22 protein-coding genes and 1 other annotated feature are annotated in these 21,560 nt (G+C 40.0%); all 22 genes read left to right on the plus strand.

The window, feature by feature from the left end; translation table 11 throughout:
- The 22 genes from rlmB (at position 1) to rplW (ending at position 21,530) form a co-directional block, all read left to right on the plus strand.
- Positions 1 to 744: a 23S rRNA (guanosine(2251)-2'-O)-methyltransferase RlmB gene (gene rlmB, locus IQI_RS02670; protein WP_064091200.1), complete on the plus strand. Its 744-nt coding sequence runs from the start codon at positions 1 to 3 to the stop codon at positions 742 to 744.
- Positions 745 to 750: 6 nt separating this feature from the next.
- Entirely contained in the window at positions 751 to 1,260 is a 510-nt protein-coding gene (locus tag IQI_RS02675; RefSeq protein ID WP_064091201.1) for an NYN domain-containing protein, read from the plus strand.
- A gap of 63 nt (positions 1,261 to 1,323) precedes the next feature.
- The gene (gene sigH / locus IQI_RS02680; RefSeq protein WP_064091202.1) at positions 1,324 to 1,983 is read left to right on the plus strand and encodes an RNA polymerase sporulation sigma factor SigH; all 660 of its coding nucleotides are present in this window, start codon (positions 1,324 to 1,326) and stop codon (positions 1,981 to 1,983) included.
- Between the two features lie 73 nt (positions 1,984 to 2,056).
- Entirely contained in the window at positions 2,057 to 2,203 is a 147-nt protein-coding gene (gene rpmG / locus IQI_RS20205) for a 50S ribosomal protein L33 (protein WP_082892560.1), read from the plus strand.
- A gap of 49 nt (positions 2,204 to 2,252) precedes the next feature.
- A complete protein-coding gene (gene secE, locus IQI_RS02685) occupies positions 2,253 to 2,432 on the plus strand; it encodes a preprotein translocase subunit SecE (RefSeq protein ID WP_197489698.1) in 180 nt (59 codons plus the stop codon).
- 240 nt (positions 2,433 to 2,672) lie between these two features.
- The gene (nusG, locus tag IQI_RS02690) at positions 2,673 to 3,206 is read left to right on the plus strand and encodes a transcription termination/antitermination protein NusG (RefSeq protein WP_064091204.1); all 534 of its coding nucleotides are present in this window, start codon (positions 2,673 to 2,675) and stop codon (positions 3,204 to 3,206) included.
- A 174-nt stretch (positions 3,207 to 3,380) separates the two neighbouring features.
- Entirely contained in the window at positions 3,381 to 3,806 is a 426-nt protein-coding gene (rplK, locus tag IQI_RS02695) for a 50S ribosomal protein L11 (protein WP_032085258.1), read from the plus strand.
- A gap of 123 nt (positions 3,807 to 3,929) precedes the next feature.
- The gene (rplA, locus tag IQI_RS02700; RefSeq protein ID WP_064091205.1) at positions 3,930 to 4,631 is read left to right on the plus strand and encodes a 50S ribosomal protein L1; all 702 of its coding nucleotides are present in this window, start codon (positions 3,930 to 3,932) and stop codon (positions 4,629 to 4,631) included.
- A gap of 51 nt (positions 4,632 to 4,682) precedes the next feature.
- Positions 4,683 to 4,828, plus strand: a sequence feature (ribosomal protein L10 leader region).
- A gap of 42 nt (positions 4,829 to 4,870) precedes the next feature.
- A complete protein-coding gene (gene rplJ, locus IQI_RS02705) occupies positions 4,871 to 5,371 on the plus strand; it encodes a 50S ribosomal protein L10 (protein WP_064091206.1) in 501 nt (166 codons plus the stop codon).
- A 59-nt stretch (positions 5,372 to 5,430) separates the two neighbouring features.
- Positions 5,431 to 5,790, plus strand: a complete 360-nt coding sequence (rplL, locus tag IQI_RS02710; RefSeq protein WP_064091207.1) for a 50S ribosomal protein L7/L12 — start codon at positions 5,431 to 5,433, stop codon at positions 5,788 to 5,790.
- Between the two features lie 141 nt (positions 5,791 to 5,931).
- Entirely contained in the window at positions 5,932 to 6,540 is a 609-nt protein-coding gene (locus tag IQI_RS02715) for a class I SAM-dependent methyltransferase (RefSeq protein ID WP_064091208.1), read from the plus strand.
- A gap of 232 nt (positions 6,541 to 6,772) precedes the next feature.
- A complete protein-coding gene (rpoB, locus tag IQI_RS02720) occupies positions 6,773 to 10,330 on the plus strand; it encodes a DNA-directed RNA polymerase subunit beta (protein ID WP_064091209.1) in 3,558 nt (1,185 codons plus the stop codon).
- Between the two features lie 51 nt (positions 10,331 to 10,381).
- Positions 10,382 to 13,981: a DNA-directed RNA polymerase subunit beta' gene (rpoC, locus tag IQI_RS02725; protein ID WP_064091210.1), complete on the plus strand. Its 3,600-nt coding sequence runs from the start codon at positions 10,382 to 10,384 to the stop codon at positions 13,979 to 13,981.
- A gap of 159 nt (positions 13,982 to 14,140) precedes the next feature.
- Positions 14,141 to 14,389 carry a 50S ribosomal protein L7ae-like protein gene (locus IQI_RS02730; RefSeq protein ID WP_064091211.1) on the plus strand — a complete coding sequence of 83 codons (249 nt, stop codon included), beginning with the start codon at positions 14,141 to 14,143 and terminating at the stop codon, positions 14,387 to 14,389.
- Between the two features lie 100 nt (positions 14,390 to 14,489).
- Positions 14,490 to 14,912 carry a 30S ribosomal protein S12 gene (rpsL, locus tag IQI_RS02735; RefSeq protein WP_032085266.1) on the plus strand — a complete coding sequence of 141 codons (423 nt, stop codon included), beginning with the start codon at positions 14,490 to 14,492 and terminating at the stop codon, positions 14,910 to 14,912.
- 40 nt (positions 14,913 to 14,952) lie between these two features.
- Positions 14,953 to 15,423, plus strand: a complete 471-nt coding sequence (rpsG, locus tag IQI_RS02740; protein WP_064091212.1) for a 30S ribosomal protein S7 — start codon at positions 14,953 to 14,955, stop codon at positions 15,421 to 15,423.
- Positions 15,424 to 15,474: 51 nt separating this feature from the next.
- Positions 15,475 to 17,553 (plus strand): elongation factor G, encoded by a 2,079-nt coding sequence (gene fusA, locus IQI_RS02745; RefSeq protein WP_064091213.1) that lies wholly within the window; start codon positions 15,475 to 15,477, stop codon positions 17,551 to 17,553.
- A gap of 128 nt (positions 17,554 to 17,681) precedes the next feature.
- Positions 17,682 to 18,872, plus strand: coding sequence for an elongation factor Tu (gene tuf / locus IQI_RS02750; RefSeq protein ID WP_064091214.1), 1,191 nt, complete (start codon positions 17,682 to 17,684; stop codon positions 18,870 to 18,872).
- 747 nt (positions 18,873 to 19,619) lie between these two features.
- The gene (gene rpsJ / locus IQI_RS02755) at positions 19,620 to 19,928 is read left to right on the plus strand and encodes a 30S ribosomal protein S10 (protein WP_007085291.1); all 309 of its coding nucleotides are present in this window, start codon (positions 19,620 to 19,622) and stop codon (positions 19,926 to 19,928) included.
- A 34-nt stretch (positions 19,929 to 19,962) separates the two neighbouring features.
- Positions 19,963 to 20,592, plus strand: coding sequence for a 50S ribosomal protein L3 (rplC, locus tag IQI_RS02760; RefSeq protein WP_064091215.1), 630 nt, complete (start codon positions 19,963 to 19,965; stop codon positions 20,590 to 20,592).
- Between the two features lie 30 nt (positions 20,593 to 20,622).
- Complete coding sequence (gene rplD, locus IQI_RS02765; RefSeq protein WP_064091216.1) at positions 20,623 to 21,246, plus strand: 50S ribosomal protein L4; 624 nt, start codon at positions 20,623 to 20,625, stop codon at positions 21,244 to 21,246.
- Positions 21,246 to 21,530, plus strand: a complete 285-nt coding sequence (rplW, locus tag IQI_RS02770) for a 50S ribosomal protein L23 (protein ID WP_064091217.1) — start codon at positions 21,246 to 21,248, stop codon at positions 21,528 to 21,530. The genes rplD and rplW overlap by 1 nt, the downstream gene beginning before the upstream one ends.
- The last annotated feature ends 30 nt before the right edge of the window (positions 21,531 to 21,560 follow it).

Genomic DNA, 21,560 nt, shown 5'->3' on the forward strand with positions numbered 1-21,560 from the left:
ATGAGTAAGGATTTTATTGGCGGAAGAAACCCTGTCATGGAAGCGTTAAAATCAGGGAGAGATATTAATAAAATTTGGATTGCAGAGGGATCTCAAAAAGGATCAATTCAACAGATACTTGGTCTTGCTAAAGAAATGAATGTGATGGTTCAATTTGTTCCAAAGAAAAAGATTGAACAGATGGTATCTGAAAATCATCAGGGAGTAGTGGCATCTGTAGCGGCCTATCAGTATGCGGAAATCGATGATTTATTCCATAAAGCAGAGCAAAAAGGGGAGGACCCATTCATTCTTATTCTAGATGAGCTTGAGGATCCCCATAATTTAGGTTCCATTATGAGAACGGCAGATGCAGCTGGAGCACACGGTATTATTATTCCTAAGAGAAGAGCAGTAGGACTGACTTCAACAGTGGCGAAAGCTTCAACCGGGGCTATTGAACATATTCCGGTCGTTCGTGTAACTAATTTATCCCGTACGGTGGACGAATTAAAGGACCGTGGGGTATGGATCGCTGGTACAGATGCAAAAGGAAAACAAGATTACAGACAGCTAGATGGAACATTACCCATCGGATTAATCATTGGAAGTGAAGGCAAAGGAATGAGTAGGATACTTGGAGACAAATGTGATTTCCTGATTCAATTACCTATGGTCGGACATGTCACTTCACTAAACGCGTCGGTGGCTGCCAGTTTATTAATATATGAGGTATATCGTAAGCGCCACCCATTGGGAGAATAAGGAGAGATGGATATTCTCCTGGTGGATGGATATAACATTATCGGTGCTTGGCCAGAGCTTAATCAATTGAAGCAAAAGGATTTAGCTGCATCTCGAGACCGCCTCGTTGAACAGATGGCAGAATATCAGGGCTACACTGGTTACAGGGTCATTGTCGTCTTTGATGCTTACTATGTACAAGGAATCGCTCGTAAATATAACAATTATAAAGTGGAAGTATTATTTACGAGAGAAAACGAAACAGCGGATGAAAGAATTGAAAAGCTTGCCATTGAACTTAGTAATATTAAAACCCAAATTCATGTAGCCACTTCTGATTTTACAGAGCAATGGGCGATCTTCGGTCAAGGGGCCCTTCGTAAATCAGCAAGAGAATTATTGAATGAAGTGAAAGTAATAGAAAAAAAGATTGAACGAAAGGTTCAACACTCTACCCATAAGAAACCCGCGTCAAAGATACAATTATCTGATGAAATTGCTGAAATTTTCGAAAAATGGCGCCGAGGAGAAGGTTAGGTGGGTTGACGATTGAATTTTCTGTAATGTATAATATTTCTATCTATTGTTTTGCGCGGGGGGATGTGTGTGAGCAATAACACTAGGATAGAAACACTTGATGATCGATTTACTGTAATGGATGATGAAGGAATCATAGAAGCTGTCCATCAGGGTGATAGCGAAGCATTAAACTTTTTAATTAAAAAATATCGTAATTTTGTAAGAGCTAAAGCTCGTTCCTATTTTTTAATTGGAGCAGACAAAGAGGATATTGTTCAAGAAGGTATGATTGGCCTCTATAAATCCATTCGTGACTATAAAGAGGACAAGCTTACTTCGTTTAAAGCGTTTGCCGAGCTTTGTATTACAAGACAAATCATTACAGCGATTAAAACAGCCACTAGACAAAAGCACATACCTTTAAATTCTTATGTTTCATTAGATAAGCCTATTTATGATGACGAGTCTGACCGAACACTATTAGATGTCATTTCGGGTACGAAAGTAATGGATCCAGAATCTCTCATAATCAATCGTGAAGAGTTCGACAATATGGAAGACAAAATGGCTGAATTATTGAGCGACCTTGAGAGGAAAGTGCTGGCACTTTATCTTGATGGACAATCTTATCAGGAAATATCAGAAGAATTGAACCGTCACGTAAAGTCTATTGATAACGCTTTACAGAGAGTAAAGAGAAAGCTGGAACGATATCTGGAGGTTCGTGAAATAACCATGTAATGTGTTATTGACACAAATTGGTGGTCATGTTATTTTTGATTAGGACTTAATACGTACTTTTAAGGTGAATAATATGACTACTAAACTTACATTGGCTTGTTCCATTTGTGGTTCGAGAAACTACAGTGTTCCAGGCAAAGGGAACCAGTCTGTTCGATTAGAACTGAAGAAATTTTGTAATAAATGTAATGCTCACACCATACACAAAGAAACAAAATAGTTGAGTTAGCATGTTTTGCGTATTGATATTAGTTGGAGGTTACAAACGGATGTTTAAATTCTTTCGCAATGTTGCATCAGAAATGAGAAAGGTCAGCTGGCCGAAACGTAAAGAATTAACACGCTACACAATCACTGTTATTTCAACAGTCGTGTTCGTTGCTCTTTTCTTTGCTGTGATAGATTTAGGAATCTCAGAGCTAATGAGATTGATCATTGGTTCTAAATAAGATTGAATTAGTTGTATATATACCGTCAAAGCATGGTATAATGAACATTAATAGAGTACAAGACCTTTAAGCCCGTTATTTTCTTACGGGTTTTTTCATTGTTTAAGAAAGTGATTTTCTTAAAACGAGTGCAGTCTGGCACCATGATCCTAAATTGAGGTGGGTGTGCCTTTGTTTAAGTAGATAAAGGCAAGAGGTATTCTTAAATAGCGAGGAGGGACGGACTTTAAGTCCTATCAAATGGAAAAGAATTGGTATGTAGTCCATACTTATTCAGGTTACGAGAATAAGGTAAAAGCAAACCTTGAGAAGCGTGTTGAAACAATGGGGATGCAAGATAAGATTTTCCGTGTAATCGTGCCTGAAGAAGAAGAAACAGATTTTAAAAATGGTAAGAAAAAAGTTGTAAAGAAAAAAGTATTCCCAGGATACGTTATTGTTGAAATCGTTATGACAGACGATTCATGGTATGTCGTTCGTAATACTCCTGGTGTTACTGGATTTGTTGGCTCTTCTGGTGGAGGTTCCAAACCAACTCCGTTATTACCTGAAGAAGTAACGAACCTTCTGAAGCAAATGGGTATGACAGAGAAGAAAGTAGAAATTGATTTCGAATTAGGAGAAACAGTTAAAGTTAATGAAGGTCCATTTGCAAACTTTACTGGCTCAATCGAAGAGATTGATTCTACTAAAGCGAAAGTTAAAGTGCTTGTGAATATGTTTGGTAGAGATACCCCAGTAGAACTGGATTTCTCTCAAATTGATAAATTATAATGGAAAAGAACTTGAAATCATTCTGAAAAAATGGTACTATTTCATAAGTCAGTGCGTCTCCACAAGAGATACTGAAATTAATAGACGTTCTTTATGTTGATAAAGACATTTTTTACATGAGTGGGAGGGTGAAGAACCCAATAACCACATCACGGACTTAAGGAGGTGTGTCTCGTGGCTAAAAAAGTTATAAAAATGGTTAAATTGCAGATTCCTGCCGGTAAAGCTAATCCAGCTCCACCAGTTGGTCCTGCACTAGGTCAAGCAGGTGTTAACATCATGGGATTCTGTAAGGAATTCAATGCTCGTACAGCAGATCAAGCTGGCTTAATCATTCCTGTTGAAATTACGGTATTTGAAGACCGTTCATTTACATTCATCACAAAAACTCCACCTGCTGCTGTTCTACTTAAAAAAGCAGCTGGTATCGAGTCTGGTTCAGGCGAACCAAACAGCAAGAAAGTGGCAACACTTAAACGCGACAAAGTGCGTGAAATTGCTGAAACAAAAATGCCTGATTTAAATGCAGCTAGTGTTGAATCAGCTATGCGCATGGTAGAAGGAACTGCGCGCAGCATGGGTATTGTGATCGAAGACTAATCCCAGCTTCGTTTATTTGAAAGTTCCTGTTGTTCGAGGTTGCGATGATGAAATGTACGTTTCACTCGCAACCTTATTTCGTGGGAGGTTATTCCGCTAAAACCACATAAGGAGGAAATTATAATGGCAAAAAAAGGTAAGAAGTTTCTTGAAGCTCAAAAGCTAGTAGATCGTACTACGGCTTATTCAGTAGAAGAAGCAATCGAATTAGTAAAGAAAACAAACTTCGCTAAGTTTGACGCAACAATTGAAGTAGCGTTCCGCTTAGGTGTAGATACTCGTAAGAATGACCAGCAAATCCGTGGAGCAGTTGTACTACCACACGGTACTGGTAAAACTCAAAAAGTTTTAGTATTCGCTAAAGGCGAAAAAGCAAAAGAAGCAGAAGCTGCTGGCGCTGATTTCGTTGGAGAAGCAGACTTAATCGCTAAAATCAACCAAGGTTGGTTCGATTTTGATGTAATCGTTGCGACTCCAGACATGATGGGTGAAGTTGGTAAGCTTGGTCGTGTATTAGGACCTAAAGGTTTAATGCCAAACCCTAAAACTGGTACAGTAACATTCGACGTGACAAAAGCTGTTAATGAAATCAAAGCAGGTAAAGTTGAATACCGTGCTGACAAATCAGGTAACGTTCACGTTCCTGTTGGAAAGATTTCATTCGACAACGAAAAGCTTGTTGAAAACTTTGCTACTATGTATGAAACAATGCTTAAAGTTAAACCTGCTGCTGCAAAAGGAACTTACATGAAAAACGTTTCTGTAACTTCTACTATGGGACCTGGCGTTAAAGTCGATCCTTCAACTTTCGCAGTTAAGGCATAATTTGGTATTGACTTACTGAGAACTAGTCTTTATAATTAGTTCTGTTGTTAAAAAACGAATACATTTGTACCGTAGACAGTAGGAGCTCTTCACGAGCTTAATATCCTGCCGAGGTAATTGCGATAAAATAACCGCTTTACAGCGTGTTTGCAATGCCCTTGTGTCTACCTTGACATAAGGGCATTTTTTATTGGATGACGGTATAAATGTTCATCAGTCAATCTACAGGAGGTGTAATGATGAGCAGCATTCTAGAACAAAAGAAACACATCGTTGGAGAAATCTCTGACAAACTAAAAAACAGTGTATCTACAATCGTTGTAGATTACCGTGGCCTAGACGTTTCCGAAGTAACTGAACTTCGTAAACAACTTCGTGAAGCTGGCATCGACTTCAAAGTGTACAAAAACACTATGGTACGTCGTGCTGCAGAAGAAGCTGGTCTTGAGGGGTTAAACGAATTCTTAACTGGACCTAACGCAATCGCGTTCAGTACAGAAGAAGTTGTTACACCTGCAAAGATCATTAACAGCTTTGCTAAAGAACACGAAGCGCTTGAAATTAAAGCGGGTGTCATTGAAGGAACACTTACTTCAGTTGAGGATGTTAAAGCAATCGCTGAACTTCCAAGCCGCGAAGGTCTTCTTTCTATGCTACTCAGCGTGCTTCAAGCACCAATGCGCAACTTTGCATTGGCTACAAAAGCCGTTGCAGATCAAAAAGAAGAGCAAGGCGCGTAAGTTAAAGCAAGTCGCTTAAATAAAAAACGAATTAAACACAACCAAGGAGGAAATTTAAAATGAGTAAAGAGCAAATCATTGACGCAATTAAAGAAATGTCAGTTCTTGAATTAAACGATCTAGTTAAAGCAATCGAAGAAGAATTCGGAGTAACTGCTGCTGCACCTGTAGCTGTAGCTGCTGGTGGCGGAGACGCTGCTGCAGAACAAACTGAATTTGACTTAGTTCTTGAGAGCGCTGGATCTCAAAAAATCAAAGTTATCAAAGTTGTTCGTGAAATCACAGGTCTTGGACTTAAAGAAGCGAAAGAAATGGTTGATAACACTCCAAAAGCACTTAAAGAAGGTATTTCTAAAGAGGAAGCTGAAGAACTTAAAGCTAAACTTGAAGAAGTTGGAGCTGGCGTAGAAGTTAAGTAATAATTGTATAGAAGAAAAGCTCGCTAAGTAAGCGGGCTTTTTTCTTGTCTAGTACAGATATCGAGGGAATCTTATGACCTATAAGGTGCAGAGATTTCTTGATGTCATACTTACTTAATTTTAATTGATGGAGATGATCTCATGACGAACCATTATTATTCCCAGAAACCCGATGTGGAAAGTAACCCTCAAACCATTCAATTTGATTTGCGAGGACACTCATTCCGTTTTAAAACGGATCAAGGAGTATTTTCAAAAAGAGAAGTTGATTTCGGATCGAGGTTGCTGATTGAAATGTTTAATTTACCTGAAATTGAGGGAGCGATTTTAGATGTGGGTTGTGGTTATGGCCCGATTGGTCTTTCAATAGCGAAAGATTATAATGAACGAAAAGTCCACATGATTGATGTAAACGAAAGAGCTGTATCATTAGCGAAGGAAAATGCTAGTGAGAACAAGGTTCTAAATAGTCACATCTATCAAAGTGATCTTTATTCAAACGTGGATGAAAAAAAGTTCGCCGCCATTCTAACGAACCCCCCAATACGAGCAGGAAAAGAAACGGTTCATTCAATCCTATCAACAAGCTATGATTATTTGGCGGATAATGGTGAATTGTGGGTTGTTATTCAAAAGAAGCAAGGTGCTCCATCAGCTATGGACAAAATGGAAGAATTGTTTTCAAATGTAGAAATAGTCGCTAGAAAAAAAGGTTACTATATCTTAAAATCAGTAAAAGAAATCCGTTGACGTAGCTTTAGTGCTATGATAACATTATAAAATGCAAAAATATTATTTTCCGGTATTATGTCCATATGTATATATATTGGATTAATTGGAAAAGATTATAAAATAATAGTTCGTCATGTGAAAATGAGGTTTTATCATTAAAACCCTTTTTCTTTTTGTCTTGTGTAGACTAGTATTTCTACTATTAGACATATAGACATTACCAAAACGCTTGATTTGAGGGGTGAATCAGTTGACAGGTCAACTAGTTCAGTATGGACGACACCGCCAACGCAGAAGTTTTGCGCGTATCAGTGAAGTTTTAGAATTACCGAATTTAATCGAAATTCAAACTTCCTCGTATCAATGGTTTCTTGATGAGGGGTTAAGAGAAATGTTCCGTGACATTTCTCCGATTGAGGACTTCACTGGTAATCTCTCTTTAGAGTTCATTGATTATACTCTGGGAGATCCAAAGTACTCGGTGGAAGAATCAAAGGAAAGAGATGTAACTTACTCTGCGCCGCTTAGGGTGAAAGTCCGTCTTGTGAATAAGGAAACTGGAGAAGTGAAAGATCAAGACGTATTTATGGGTGATTTCCCATTAATGACGGATACAGGTACTTTTGTCATTAATGGTGCTGAGCGCGTTATTGTATCTCAGCTAGTACGTTCGCCTAGTGTTTACTTTAGCGGAAAAGTAGATAAGAACGGAAAGAAAGGGTTTACTGCTACCGTTATACCAAACCGCGGAGCTTGGCTTGAGTATGAAACAGATGCAAAAGATGTTGTGTATGTGCGAATTGATCGAACTCGCAAACTACCGGTAACGGTTCTTTTACGTGCCCTTGGGTTTGGCTCTGATCAAGAAATCATCGATTTAATCGGTGATAATGAGTACATTCGTAACACGCTCGAGAAGGACAACACGGAAGGTATCGACAAAGCATTGCTCGAAATTTATGAGCGTCTACGTCCAGGAGAGCCTCCTACTGTAGAAAATGCTAAAAGTTTACTCGTTTCACGTTTCTTTGATCCTAAGCGTTATGACTTAGCAAACGTTGGACGTTACAAAATGAACAAAAAGCTTGATATTAAGAATCGTTTATTTGGTCAAACTCTAGCAGAAACTCTAGCAGATCCGGAAACGGGAGAGATTCTAGCAGAGAAAGGCACGGTTCTTGACCGTCGTGCACTAGATAAGGTTATCCCTTACTTAGAAAAAGGCATTGGATTTAAAAACTACCAACAGTCTGGCGGCGTATTAGAGGAAGACGTAGTTCTTCAGTCTATTAAAATTTACTCTCCTAATGAAGAGGGAGAGTTTGAAATCAATGTAATCAGTAATGCGTATGTAGAAGAAGAAGTTAAGTACATCACACCGGCTGATATCATTTCTTCTATTTCTTACTTCTTCAATTTATTACATGGAGTAGGATTAACAGATGATATCGACCACTTAGGTAACCGTCGTTTACGTTCGGTTGGTGAGTTGTTACAAAACCAATTCCGTATCGGTCTGTCTCGTATGGAACGTGTGGTTCGCGAAAGAATGTCTATTCAAGATACGAATACCATCACTCCACAACAACTGATTAACATTCGTCCTGTAATTGCTTCAATTAAAGAGTTCTTTGGAAGCTCTCAGTTATCTCAATTTATGGATCAAACGAATCCTCTTGCTGAGTTAACGCATAAGCGTCGACTTTCTGCCTTAGGACCTGGTGGATTAACACGTGAACGTGCTGGGTTTGAAGTGCGTGACGTTCATTACTCTCACTATGGTCGTATGTGTCCGATTGAAACTCCTGAGGGACCAAACATTGGACTTATCAACTCACTTTCCTCATTTGCGAAAGTGAATAAATTTGGTTTTATTGAAACACCGTATCGTCGTGTTGACCCTGATTCAGGGAAAGTAACGAATCGTATCGATTACTTAACAGCAGATGAAGAAGACAACTATGTAGTAGCACAAGCAAACGCGCGTCTTGGTGACGACGGCGCTTTCCTTGATGAGGAAGTCATCGCTCGTTTCCGTGGTGAAAACACGGTCATTAAGCGTGAACGTCTTGACTACATGGATGTATCTCCTAAACAAGTAGTATCAGCTGCGACAGCGTGTATTCCTTTCTTAGAGAACGATGACTCTAACCGTGCACTAATGGGAGCGAACATGCAACGTCAAGCAGTACCGTTGATGAATCCTGAATCTCCAATCGTCGGAACAGGTATGGAACACGTATCTGCGAAAGACTCTGGTGCCGCAGTGATTTGTAAACATGAAGGTATTGTAGAAAAGGTTGAAGCGAAACAAGTTTGGGTACGCCGAGTACAAGAAATCGATGGTCAAGAAGTAAGAGGCGACATCGATAAGTACCGTATGCAAAAATTCATCCGTTCGAACCAGGGAACTTGTTATAACCAACGTCCAATCGTCAGTGAAGGCGACCGTGTTGTTAAAGGAGAAATTCTTGCAGATGGTCCTTCAATGGAAAAAGGTGAATTAGCCTTAGGACGAAACGTTATGGTTGGATTCATGACTTGGGACGGTTACAACTATGAAGATGCGATCATCATGAGTGAACGTCTTGTAAAAGACGATGTATATACTTCTATTCATATTGAAGAATATGAGTCCGAGTCTCGTGATACGAAATTAGGACCTGAAGAAATCACTCGTGATATTCCAAACGTTGGGGAAGATGCGCTTCGCAATCTTGACGAACGTGGAATCATTCGTATCGGGGCAGAAGTAAAAGACGGCGATTTACTAGTAGGTAAGGTAACACCTAAAGGAGTAACTGAGCTAACGGCTGAAGAACGTTTATTACATGCGATTTTCGGTGAAAAAGCTCGTGAAGTTAGAGATACATCTCTACGCGTACCACACGGTGGCGGAGGAATTATCTTAGACGTTAAAGTTTTCAATCGTGAAGATGGCGACGAATTACCTCCAGGTGTTAACCAGCTTGTTCGTGTTTACATTGTTCAGAAACGTAAAATTTCTGAAGGTGACAAGATGGCTGGTCGTCACGGTAACAAAGGTGTTATCTCAAGAATCTTACCTGAAGAAGACATGCCGTTCTTACCGGACGGAACTCCAATCGATATCATGTTGAATCCTCTAGGGGTACCATCACGTATGAATATCGGGCAGGTGTTAGAGCTTCACTTAGGTATGGCAGCAAGGTATTTAGGTATTCATGTTGCTTCACCAGTATTTGATGGAGCACGTGAAGAAGATGTATGGTCAACAATTGAAGAAGCAGGTATGGCAAGAGATGCCAAAACCGTTCTTTATGATGGTAGATCAGGTGAACCATTCGATAACCGAGTGTCTGTTGGTATCATGTATATGATCAAGCTAGCTCACATGGTTGACGATAAACTTCACGCTCGTTCTACTGGTCCATACTCACTTGTTACGCAACAACCATTGGGTGGTAAAGCTCAATTCGGTGGACAGCGTTTTGGTGAGATGGAGGTTTGGGCACTTGAAGCTTATGGTGCCGCGTATACATTGCAAGAAATCCTAACCGTTAAATCCGATGACGTTGTTGGTCGTGTGAAAACATACGAAGCCATCGTTAAAGGTGAAAACGTCCCTGAGCCTGGTGTTCCAGAATCCTTCAAGGTTCTGATTAAAGAACTTCAAAGTTTAGGTATGGATGTTAAGATCCTCTCAAGTAACGAAGAAGAAATTGAAATGCGTGACTTAGAGGATGAAGAAGAAGTGCAACAAGCAGATACATTAAATATCTCTGAATCTAATGAGCAAGCGTCTGAGACAGTTGGGTCAAAAGAATAAATTTAGAGCAATTAGGGTTAGAGCCTGTAGATTAAAAGGGAGGTAGGCCCCTTGCTAGATGTAAACAATTTTGAGTATATGAAGATTGGTTTAGCTTCCCCCGATAAGATCCGTTCGTGGTCTTTCGGGGAGGTTAAAAAACCAGAGACAATTAACTATCGTACATTAAAACCAGAAAAAGATGGTTTGTTCTGTGAACGTATTTTTGGTCCTACAAAGGACTGGGAATGTCACTGTGGAAAATACAAGCGTGTACGTTATAAAGGCGTAGTTTGTGACCGCTGTGGTGTTGAAGTAACAAAAGCTAAAGTTCGTCGTGAACGTATGGGTCACATTGAACTAGCAGCTCCTGTATCACACATCTGGTACTTCAAAGGGATTCCAAGCCGTATGGGACTTGTTTTAGACATGTCTCCTCGTGCTTTAGAAGAAGTTATTTACTTCGCTTCCTATGTTGTAACAGAGCCTGGTGACACGGCTCTTGAAAGAAAACAACTTCTTTCTGAAAAAGAGTACCGTGCGTATCGCGAGAAATATGGAGTGAAATTCCATGCTGCAATGGGTGCTGAAGCGATTAAAAAGCTTCTTCAAGATATTGACCTGGATAAAGAAGCTGAATTTTTAAAAGAAGAATTAAAAACAGCTCAAGGTCAACGTCGTACTCGTGCAATTAAACGTCTAGAAGTGGTGGAGTCTTTCAGAAACTCAGGAAATGATCCGGATTGGATGATTCTTGACGTATTACCTGTTATTCCTCCAGAACTTCGTCCGATGGTTCAGCTTGATGGTGGGCGTTTTGCTACATCTGACTTGAATGATTTATATCGTCGAGTAATTAACCGTAACAACCGTTTAAAACGTTTATTAGACCTTGGTGCGCCAAGCATCATTGTTCAAAATGAGAAGCGTATGCTTCAAGAAGCGGTCGATGCTTTAATTGATAATGGTCGACGTGGCCGTCCAGTAACTGGTCCGGGTAACCGTCCATTAAAATCCCTTTCTCATATGCTTAAAGGGAAGCAAGGTCGTTTCCGTCAAAACCTTCTTGGTAAACGTGTTGACTATTCTGGTCGTTCTGTAATCGTTGTTGGACCTAACCTTAAGATGTACCAATGTGGACTTCCTAAAGAAATGGCTCTTGAATTATTCAAACCATTTGTTATGAAGGAACTCGTTGAAAAAGGATTGGCACACAACATTAAGAGTGCAAAACGCAAGATTGAACGCGTACAACCAGAAGTATGGGATGTATTAGAAGGGGTTATTAAAGAACATCCAGTTCTTCTTAACCGTGCACCTACTCTTCACAGACTTGGTATTCAAGCATTTGAACCAACACTAGTTGAAGGAAGAGCCATTCGTCTTCATCCACTAGTATGTACTGCATACAACGCGGATTTTGATGGTGACCAAATGGCGGTACACGTACCGTTATCTTCTGAAGCACAAGCTGAAGCACGTATGCTAATGCTTGCTGCTCAAAACATCCTTAATCCGAAAGATGGGAAACCAGTTGTTACACCATCTCAGGATATGGTACTAGGTAACTACTATTTAACTCTTGAACGTGAAAATGCTGTTGGTGAAGGAATGATCTTCAATGATGCAAATGAAGTCATCCTTGCATATCAAAATGGTTATGTACACTTGCATACCCGTATTGCCATCCATGCAAGCACCATCAACAACAAAACGTTCACTGAGAAGCAAAATAGCCAGTTATTATTAACAACGGTAGGTAAAGTAATCTTTAACGAGATCTTACCGGATACATTCCCGTTCATTAACGAACCAACAAGAACGAACTTGGAAGTTGCGACTCCTGAGAACTATTTTGTTGATCCGTCAACGAATGTTAAAGAAGTATTCCAAAACCGTGAGTTAATTAACCCGTTCAAAAAAGGTTTCTTAGGGAATATCATCGCTGAAGTGTTCAAGAAGTTTGCCATCACTGAAACCTCTCGTATGCTTGATAAGATGAAGGACCTAGGATTCAAATATTCTACAAAAGCAGGTATTACAGTAGGTATCGCAGATATCGTAGTACTAGCTGAAAAAGAAGAAATCTTAATTGAAGCACAAAGTAAAGTAGATAACGTATTAAAGCAATTTAAGCGTGGTCTAATTACAGAGGATGAAAGATACGATCGTGTTATCTCCATCTGGAGTGCTGCTAAAGATACAATTCAAGGTAAATTAATGGCGACATTAGACAAACGTAACCCCATCTTCATGATGAGTGACTCAGGTGCCCGTGGTAACGCATCTAACTTTACTCAGTTGGCTGGTATGCGTGGACTAATGGCCAATCCGGCTGGTCGTATCATTGAATTACCGATCAAATCAAGTTTCCGTGAAGGTTTAACGGTACTTGAATACTTCATCTCTACACATGGTGCTCGTAAAGGTCTTGCCGATACAGCACTGAAAACAGCTGACTCAGGTTACTTAACTCGTCGTCTTGTTGATGTGGCTCAAGATGTTATCGTACGTGAAGAAGATTGTGGAACCGATCGTGGTCTACTAGTTGGATCAATTAAAGATGGTACGGAAATTATCGAACCACTTGAAGAACGTCTACTTGGTCGTTATTCACGTAAAACATTGCGTCACCCTCAAACCGATGAAATTATTATCACTGAGAACCAGCTGATTACAGAAGATCTGGCTAAGACGATCATCGATGCTGGAGTGGAACATGTTTCAATCCGTTCTGCATTCACATGTAACACCAGACATGGTGTTTGTGAGAAGTGTTATGGTACGAACTTAGCAACCGGTCAAAAAGTAGAAGTAGGAGAAGCAGTTGGTATTATCGCTGCACAATCCATCGGGGAACCTGGTACACAGTTAACAATGCGTACGTTCCATACAGGTGGGGTTGCAGGAGACGATATCACTCAAGGTTTACCGCGTATCCAAGAGATCTTCGAAGCGCGTAATCCTAAAGGGCAAGCTGTTATCTCTGAAATGGATGGTGTCATCACTTCAATTAGTGAAGGAAAAGACCGCCAATACGAGATTACCGTTCAGGGTGATGTAGAGTCTAGAAACTACACAGCACCATACACAGCCCGTTTGAAATTTGCTGTTAACGACAAAGTAGCTCGTGGTCAAGAAATCACTGAAGGTTCCATCGATCCAAAAGAACTTTTAAAAGTAAGAGACGTTTCAGCCGTTCAAGAATACCTGCTGCGTGAAGTACAAAAGGTATACCGTATGCAAGGGGTTGAAATTGGTGATAAGCACGTTGAAGTAATGGTTCGTCAAATGCTACGTAAAGTTCGTGTCATTGATGCAGGTGAAACAGAAGTACTGCCTGGTACTCTGATGGATATCCATCAATTTAGAGACGCGAATGAAGGTGCATTACTCAAAGGAAGACTTCCAGCGACAGGTCGCCCTGTACTGCTTGGAATTACAAAAGCTTCCCTTGAAACGGATTCCTTCTTATCTGCAGCATCATTCCAGGAAACAACTCGTGTGTTAACGGACGCTGCAATTAAAGGAAAACGTGATGAACTACTAGGATTGAAAGAAAATGTTATCATTGGTAAACTGGTACCTGCAGGTACAGGAATGCAACGTTACCGCAAGGCGGAGCCAGTATTAGCAGAAGATACTAGTGAAGAAACAGTAACAGTAGAGTAATCTAATAAGGCTAGCTCTTAGACGGTTTGGTTCATAATCGAATGAGTCTAAGAGTTAGCTTTTATAAATCTTTCATTCTTGTGTTGACATAAGAAATTTAAGATGATAATATATTCAAGGTTGCTCCTATTAATAACCTGTTACTTTGGAGGATATGAAATGTCTTATGAAAAAGTATCGCAGGCCAAAGAAATTATTGTAGGGACAAAGCAAGCAGTGAAAGCTCTGAAAACAGGTCATGTACTAGAAGTTGTTATCGCGGAAGATGCTGACCCAAAAGTAACGACCAAGGTAGTGCAGGCTGCTAATGATCTTGAAGTACCGGTAGTCAAAGTGGACTCAATGAAGAAGCTTGGAAAATCGTGCGGAATAGATGTTGGAGCAGCAGCTGTTGCGATTATACAGTAAAATAGTTTTTGTAGAAACTATCTGCAAAAACTTTACTTTTACCCAAAAATGAACCACCTGGATGTGTGGGCTTACCAATTAAGAAGGGAGGAAAACAAAGATGCCAACTATTAATCAATTAGTTCGCAAGCCTCGTCAGTCAAAATCAACTAAATCTAAGTCACCTGCACTTAACAAAGGCTACAACAGCTTTAAGAAGGTGCACACGAACTTGTCTTCTCCACAAAAACGTGGTGTATGTACTCGTGTTGGTACAATGACTCCAAAGAAACCGAACTCGGCTTTACGTAAATACGCTCGTGTTCGTTTAACTAATGGAATTGAGGTTACTGCTTACATTCCTGGTATTGGTCATAACCTTCAAGAGCACAGTGTTGTGTTAATTCGTGGAGGACGTGTAAAGGATTTACCAGGAGTACGTTATCATATCGTACGTGGTGCGCTTGATACAGCTGGAGTTGAAGGCCGTATGCAAGGACGTTCTAAATACGGAACTAAGCGCCCTAAAGCAGCAAAAAAATAATATAAAATAAATTAATTTCTCATTGAAAGGAGGAAATCACATGCCACGTAAAGGTCCTGTAGCAAAAAGAGACGTTTTACCTGATCCAATGTACAATTCTAAATTAGTTACTCGTTTAATCAACAAAATCATGATTGACGGTAAAAGAGGTAAAGCTCAAAAGAAATTATACGCAGCGTTTGATTTAATCAGCGAGCGTTCAGGTAAAGATGCAATGGAAGTATTTGATGCAGCTTTAAAAAATATCATGCCGGTATTAGAGGTTAAAGCTCGTCGTGTTGGTGGATCTAACTACCAAGTACCAGTTGAGGTACGTCCAGAGCGTCGTACTACATTAGGTCTTCGTTGGTTAGTAAACTACTCTCGTCTTCGCGGTGAAAAGACAATGGAAGAGCGTTTAGCTAACGAAATTCTTGATGCAGCTAACAACACTGGAGCTTCTGTTAAGAAGCGTGAAGATACACATAAGATGGCTGAAGCGAACAAAGCGTTTGCTCACTATCGTTGGTAATCTTTAAAATAACAAACAACCTATACCCATATAAGGAAGGAGAAAGACCACATGCCTAGAGAGTTCTCCTTAGAAAACACTCGTAATATCGGTATCATGGCTCACATCGATGCTGGTAAAACTACTGCAACTGAGCGTATCCTATTTTATACAGGCCGTATCCATAAAATTGGAGAAACTCATGAAGGTGCTTCTCAAATGGACTGGATGGAGCAAGAGCAAGAACGTGGTATCACAATCACTTCTGCTGCGACAACAGCCCAATGGAAAGGCCATCGTATTAACATCATTGATACACCAGGACACGTAGACTTCACTGTTGAAGTTGAACGTTCTCTTCGTGTACTTGATGGTGCAGTAGCAGTTCTTGATGCTCAATCTGGTGTTGAGCCTCAAACTGAAACAGTTTGGCGCCAAGCAACAACATACGGGGTTCCTCGTGTTGTGTTCGTTAACAAAATGGACAAAATCGGTGCTGACTTCCTTTACTCTGTAGGTACACTACATGAGCGTTTACAAGCTAATGCACATCCAATTCAGCTTCCAATCGGAGCTGAGGATGATTTCGAAGGTATCATCGACTTAGTAGAAATGAAAGCTTACTTCTATGAAGATGACCTTGGAACTCGTGCTGAAGCTCGTGACATTCCTGAAGAGTACCAAGATCAAGCTGAAGAATACCGTGGAAAGTTAATTGAAGCTGTATCTGAACTTGATGAAGAGTTAATGATGAAATACCTAGAAGGTGAAGAGCTTTCTAATGAAGAGATCAAAGCAGCTATTCGTGCAGCTACACTAACTGTTGAGTTTTACCCAGTAGTTTGTGGATCAGCCTTCAAAAACAAAGGTGTTCAATTATTGATTGACGCAGTAATTGATTACCTACCAGCACCAACAGATGTTGAAGACATCAAAGGTTTCGTACCTGAGACTGAAGAAGAGGTTACTCGTCCATCAACTGACGACGCTCCTTTCTCTGCTTTAGCATTCAAGGTTGCAACTGACCCTTATGTTGGTAAGCTAACATTCTTCCGTGTGTACTCTGGAACATTAGATTCTGGTTCATACGTAAGAAACTCTTCTAAAGGTAAACGTGAGCGTGTGGGACGTATCCTGCAAATGCACGCTAACTCTCGTGAAGAGATCTCTACTGTATATGCTGGAGACATTGCAGCTGCAGTTGGTCTGAAAGATACTAGTACTGGAGATACACTATGTGATGAAAAGAGTCTTGTTATCTTAGAATCAATGGTATTCCCAGAGCCGGTTATCTCTTTATCTGTTGAGCCTAAATCAAAAGCTGACCAAGATAAAATGACTACTGCTCTACAAAAACTTCAAGAGGAAGATCCAACTTTCCGTGCGCATACTGACCAAGAAACAGGTCAAGTAATCATTGCCGGTATGGGTGAGCTGCACTTAGATATCATCGTTGACCGTATGAAACGTGAATTCAAAGTAGAAGCAAACGTAGGTGCTCCTCAAGTATCTTACCGTGAAACTTTCCGTGATACGGCTAAAGTTGAAGGTAAGTTCGCTCGTCAATCTGGTGGACGTGGACAATTCGGACACGTTTGGATCGAGTTCTCTCCTAATGAAGAAGGAAAAGGATTCGAATTCGAGAACGGTATTGTCGGTGGTGTAGTTCCTCGTGAATACATCCCAGCAGTACAAGCTGGTTTAGCAGACGCTTTAGAAAATGGTGTCCTAGCTGGTTTCCCACTTGTTGATGTTAAAGCAAGATTATTCGATGGATCGTACCATGATGTTGACTCCTCTGAGATGGCGTTTAAAATCGCTGCATCAATGGCACTTAAGAATGCAGCTTCTAAATGTAAGCCTGTAATCTTAGAGCCAATGATGAAGGTAGAGGTTGTTATCCCTGAGGAATACCTTGGAGATATCATGGGTGACGTTACTTCTCGTCGTGGTCGTGTAGAAGGTATGGAAGCACGCGGTAACGCTCAAGTTGTTAAAGCGTTCGTACCACTTTCTGAAATGTTTGGATATGCAACATCTCTTCGTTCTAACACACAAGGACGTGGAACATACTCCATGCACTTCGATCACTATGAAGAAGTACCAAAATCAATTTCAGAAGAAATCATCAAAAAAAATAAAGGTGAATAATTGATTTATTCGCTTTTATAAAGTATAAATACTATTGTAAGCAATTGTTGTTTCAGAGGTGGTTTTAACTATCTCTGAAACATCCCAAAATATACTTATTTTCTTTAAAATTAAAGGAGGATTTTCAAATGGGTAAGGAAAAATTTGATCGTTCCAAGCAACATGCGAATATCGGTACAATTGGTCACGTTGACCATGGTAAAACAACTCTAACAGCTGCAATCACAACTACACTTCACAAGAAGTATGGTCGTGGAACTGCAATGGCATATGACCAAATTGATGGTGCCCCAGAAGAAAGAGAACGTGGAATCACAATCTCTACTGCGCACGTTGAGTATGAAACTGATACTCGTCACTATGCACACGTTGACTGCCCAGGACATGCTGACTATGTTAAAAACATGATCACTGGTGCTGCACAAATGGATGGTGGGATCCTAGTAGTATCTGCTGCTGACGGCCCAATGCCACAAACTCGTGAGCACATCCTTCTTTCTCGTCAAGTAGGTGTACCTTACCTAGTTGTATTCATGAACAAATGTGACATGGTAGACGACGAAGAGTTACTTGAATTAGTAGAAATGGAAGTACGTGACCTTCTTTCTGAGTACGATTTCCCTGGCGATGACGTACCAGTAATCAAAGGTTCTGCTCTTAAAGCTCTTGAAGGAGATGCTGAGTGGGAAGAAAAAATCTACGAACTTATGGAAGCAGTAGATAGCTACATCCCAACTCCAGAGCGTGACACTGAAAAGCCATTCATGATGCCTGTTGAGGACGTATTCTCAATTACAGGTCGTGGAACTGTTGCAACTGGACGTGTTGAGCGTGGACAAGTTAAAGTTGGAGACACTATCGACATCATCGGTCTTTCTGAAGAGCCTAAATCTACAACTGTAACAGGTGTAGAAATGTTCCGTAAGCTTCTTGACTATGCTGAAGCTGGAGACAACATCGGTGCACTACTTCGTGGTGTAGCTCGTGAAGATATCCAACGTGGACAAGTACTTGCTAAGCCAGGTACAATCACTCCACACACAAAGTTCAAAGCTGAAGTTTATGTTCTTTCTAAAGAAGAAGGTGGACGTCACACTCCATTCTTCACTAACTATCGCCCACAGTTCTACTTCCGTACAACTGACGTAACTGGTATCTGTAACCTTCCTGAAGGTGTAGAAATGGTTATGCCTGGTGATAACATCGAAATGACAGTTGAGCTTATCGCTCCAATCGCTATCGAAGAAGGTACTAAGTTCTCTATCCGTGAGGGTGGACGTACTGTAGGTGCTGGAGTAGTAGCAACAATCACTGAGTAATCATTGATATCAAAAACAGATGGACATCTTGTCCATCTGTTTTTTTGTGTTTAAATAGCTATTTACTTGGATGGTATCTCTAAGAATATTAATATGAAGTGACGAGTTTCTTCTATATATATGTTAATCGTTTTACAAACCGGTCTATCTACTATGTGTATTGAATTACTGAACTGATCAATACCATTAGATCATTAATATTTTTCAAATTTTCATATAAAATATTGGTTGGATCTCGTATTTCTTATTTTGTATTGATAATCAAGAATATGAAAAGCTAATTTGATTGGAGCGGAAAGTGCTCGACTCCTGCGGAAAAAACGGGAAAGTTGAGACCCCACAGGGCAAAACACGAGGAGGCTCAACTCACGCCCCGCGGAAAGCGAGCATCCTGGAATGCTAACTATTCTAGATTGGTTAATATTGATTGGTAATGAACGATATTTATTTAAACGAACTCAAAGAATAAACAATTTGTATCATTAATATTAAATATTGTGAAAATAACCGACAGCCTTGAAAATATAGGTGTTCGTTTGTATAATAGAGAAAGTGTGCAAAACATAAAGATTTTGCAAGAAACCCTTGCATCTTCTAGGCGATTTAGTTATAATAGACAATGTTGGTCTTTGACTGCGATGAAACAGAAGGTTGCTGATACACCCGGCCGCTTTGCCATGGCGAGTGTGTGGGAAATTTCTGTGGAGAATGTCTATTTAAAAATAGGCGAAAAAAGGAGGGAAAATAATGGCAAAACAAAAGATTCGTATTCGTTTGAAGGCTTATGATCATAGAATTCTTGATCAATCAGCTGAGAAAATTGTTGAAACAGCAAAACGTTCTGGTGCGGCGGTTTCTGGACCGATCCCACTTCCAACAGAAAAGTCTGTTTACACAATCTTACGTGCTGTGCACAAATACAAAGATTCTCGTGAGCAATTCGAAATGCGTACACACAAACGCTTAATCGATATTGTGAACCCAACACCTCAAACAGTTGATGCGCTTATGCGTTTAGACTTACCATCAGGTGTAGATATCGAAATTAAACTTTAATTTATAAAACAACAATTTATAGGAGGTGTGACTTATGACCAAAGGAATCTTAGGAAGAAAGATCGGTATGACTCAAGTTTTCGCTGAAAATGGTGATCTTATCCCTGTAACTGTAATTGAGGCTGCTCAAAACGTAGTACTTCAAAAGAAATCTGTTGAGGTTGATGGCTATGAAGCTATCCAAATCGGTTTCGAAGACAAACGTGACAAGCTTTCTAACAAACCATCAAAGGGACATGTTGCTAAAGCTGAAACTGCTCCTAAGCGCTTCATCCGTGAAATTCGCGGTGTAAACGTAGAAGAGTACGAAGTTGGTCAAGAAGTCAAAGTTGATATTTTCGCTGCAGGAGATATCGTAGATGTAACTGGAGTATCAAAAGGTAAAGGATTCCAAGGTGCTATCAAGCGTCACAACCAATCTCGCGGACCTATGTCCCATGGTTCTCGTTATCACCGTCGTCCTGGTTCAATGGGACCTGTTGATCCAAACCGTGTATTCAAAGGTAAATTATTACCTGGACGTATGGGTGGAGAGCAAATTACAATTCAAAATCTTGAAATTGTAAAGATTGATGCTGACCGTAACCTTATCTTAGTAAAAGGTAATGTACCTGGACCTAAGAAACAATTAATCCGAGTGAAAACAGCTATTAAAGCAAAATAATAGAACTTTTCAAGAAAGGAGGAAACAAGAATGCCGAAAGTAGCATTATTAAACCAAAGCGGTTCTAAAGTTGGAGATATCGAACTTAATGACACTGTTTTTGGTATCGAACCAAACAAACATGTAATGTTTGAAGCAGTATTAATGCAAAGAGCTTCATTACGTCAAGGAAATCACAAAGTAAAAAATCGTTCTGAAGTACGTGGCGGTGGGCGTAAGCCTTGGCGTCAAAAAGGAACAGGTCGTGCTCGTCAAGGGTCAATCCGTTCTCCACAATGGCGCGGTGGTGGTGTAGTATTTGGACCAGTTCCACGTAGCTACAGCTACAAACTGCCAAAGAAAGTACGTCGCTTAGCGATCAAATCTGCACTTTCTTCTAAAGTAGTAGAAGAAAACATTGTAGTATTAGAAGCATTATCATTTGATGCTCCTAAAACAAAAGAATTCGCTAACGTTCTTAAAGGTCTATCAATTAACTCTAAAACATTAGTGGTAACTGATGGTCTTGATGAAAACGTAGCACTTTCAGCTCGAAACATCCCTGGTGTAACAGTTGTTCCAGCAAACGGAATTAGCGTTCTAGATGTAATTGGACACGACAAGCTAGTGATTACTAAATCAGCTGTTGAAAAAGTAGAGGAGGTGCTCGCATAATGGATGTACGTGAAATCATTAAGCGCCCCGTAATTACAGAGGCTTCAACTGATCTTATGTCTGAAAAGAAATATACTTTCGAAGTTGATACTAGAGCGAACAAAACTCAAGTAAAAGACGCTGTTGAAGAAATCTTTGACGTGAAAGTAGACAAAGTAAACATTATGAACTACAAAGGTAAGTTCAAACGCATGGGTCGTCACGCTGGTTACACTAACAAGCGTCGTAAGGCTATCGTAAAACTTACTGCTGATAGTAAAGAAATCGAATTTTTTGAAGTATAATACACTTAATTAAGAAGAGGAGGGAAAAAC

Origin of the sequence: Rossellomorea aquimaris TF-12 (assembly GCF_001648555.1) — a bacterium.
Classification (GTDB): domain Bacteria; phylum Bacillota; class Bacilli; order Bacillales; family Bacillaceae_B; genus Rossellomorea; species Rossellomorea aquimaris.

Coding starts and splice junctions, on each gene's coding strand:
- IQI_RS02675 (WP_064091201.1), top strand. CDS start 751: ATGGATATTCTCCTGGTGGATGGATATAACATTATCGGTGCTTGGCCA.
- nusG (WP_064091204.1), top strand. CDS start 2,673: ATGGAAAAGAATTGGTATGTAGTCCATACTTATTCAGGTTACGAGAAT.
- rplJ (WP_064091206.1), top strand. CDS start 4,871: ATGAGCAGCATTCTAGAACAAAAGAAACACATCGTTGGAGAAATCTCT.
- tuf (WP_064091214.1), top strand. CDS start 17,682: ATGGGTAAGGAAAAATTTGATCGTTCCAAGCAACATGCGAATATCGGT.
- secE (WP_197489698.1), top strand. CDS start 2,253: ATGTTTAAATTCTTTCGCAATGTTGCATCAGAAATGAGAAAGGTCAGC.
- rlmB (WP_064091200.1), top strand. CDS start 1: ATGAGTAAGGATTTTATTGGCGGAAGAAACCCTGTCATGGAAGCGTTA.
- IQI_RS02730 (WP_064091211.1), top strand. CDS start 14,141: ATGTCTTATGAAAAAGTATCGCAGGCCAAAGAAATTATTGTAGGGACA.
- rpmG (WP_082892560.1), top strand. CDS start 2,057: ATGACTACTAAACTTACATTGGCTTGTTCCATTTGTGGTTCGAGAAAC.
- rpsL (WP_032085266.1), top strand. CDS start 14,490: ATGCCAACTATTAATCAATTAGTTCGCAAGCCTCGTCAGTCAAAATCA.
- rplW (WP_064091217.1), top strand. CDS start 21,246: ATGGATGTACGTGAAATCATTAAGCGCCCCGTAATTACAGAGGCTTCA.
- rplL (WP_064091207.1), top strand. CDS start 5,431: ATGAGTAAAGAGCAAATCATTGACGCAATTAAAGAAATGTCAGTTCTT.
- sigH (WP_064091202.1), top strand. CDS start 1,324: ATGTGTGTGAGCAATAACACTAGGATAGAAACACTTGATGATCGATTT.
- rpsJ (WP_007085291.1), top strand. CDS start 19,620: ATGGCAAAACAAAAGATTCGTATTCGTTTGAAGGCTTATGATCATAGA.
- IQI_RS02715 (WP_064091208.1), top strand. CDS start 5,932: ATGACGAACCATTATTATTCCCAGAAACCCGATGTGGAAAGTAACCCT.
- rplD (WP_064091216.1), top strand. CDS start 20,623: ATGCCGAAAGTAGCATTATTAAACCAAAGCGGTTCTAAAGTTGGAGAT.
- rpsG (WP_064091212.1), top strand. CDS start 14,953: ATGCCACGTAAAGGTCCTGTAGCAAAAAGAGACGTTTTACCTGATCCA.
- rplA (WP_064091205.1), top strand. CDS start 3,930: ATGGCAAAAAAAGGTAAGAAGTTTCTTGAAGCTCAAAAGCTAGTAGAT.
- fusA (WP_064091213.1), top strand. CDS start 15,475: ATGCCTAGAGAGTTCTCCTTAGAAAACACTCGTAATATCGGTATCATG.
- rplC (WP_064091215.1), top strand. CDS start 19,963: ATGACCAAAGGAATCTTAGGAAGAAAGATCGGTATGACTCAAGTTTTC.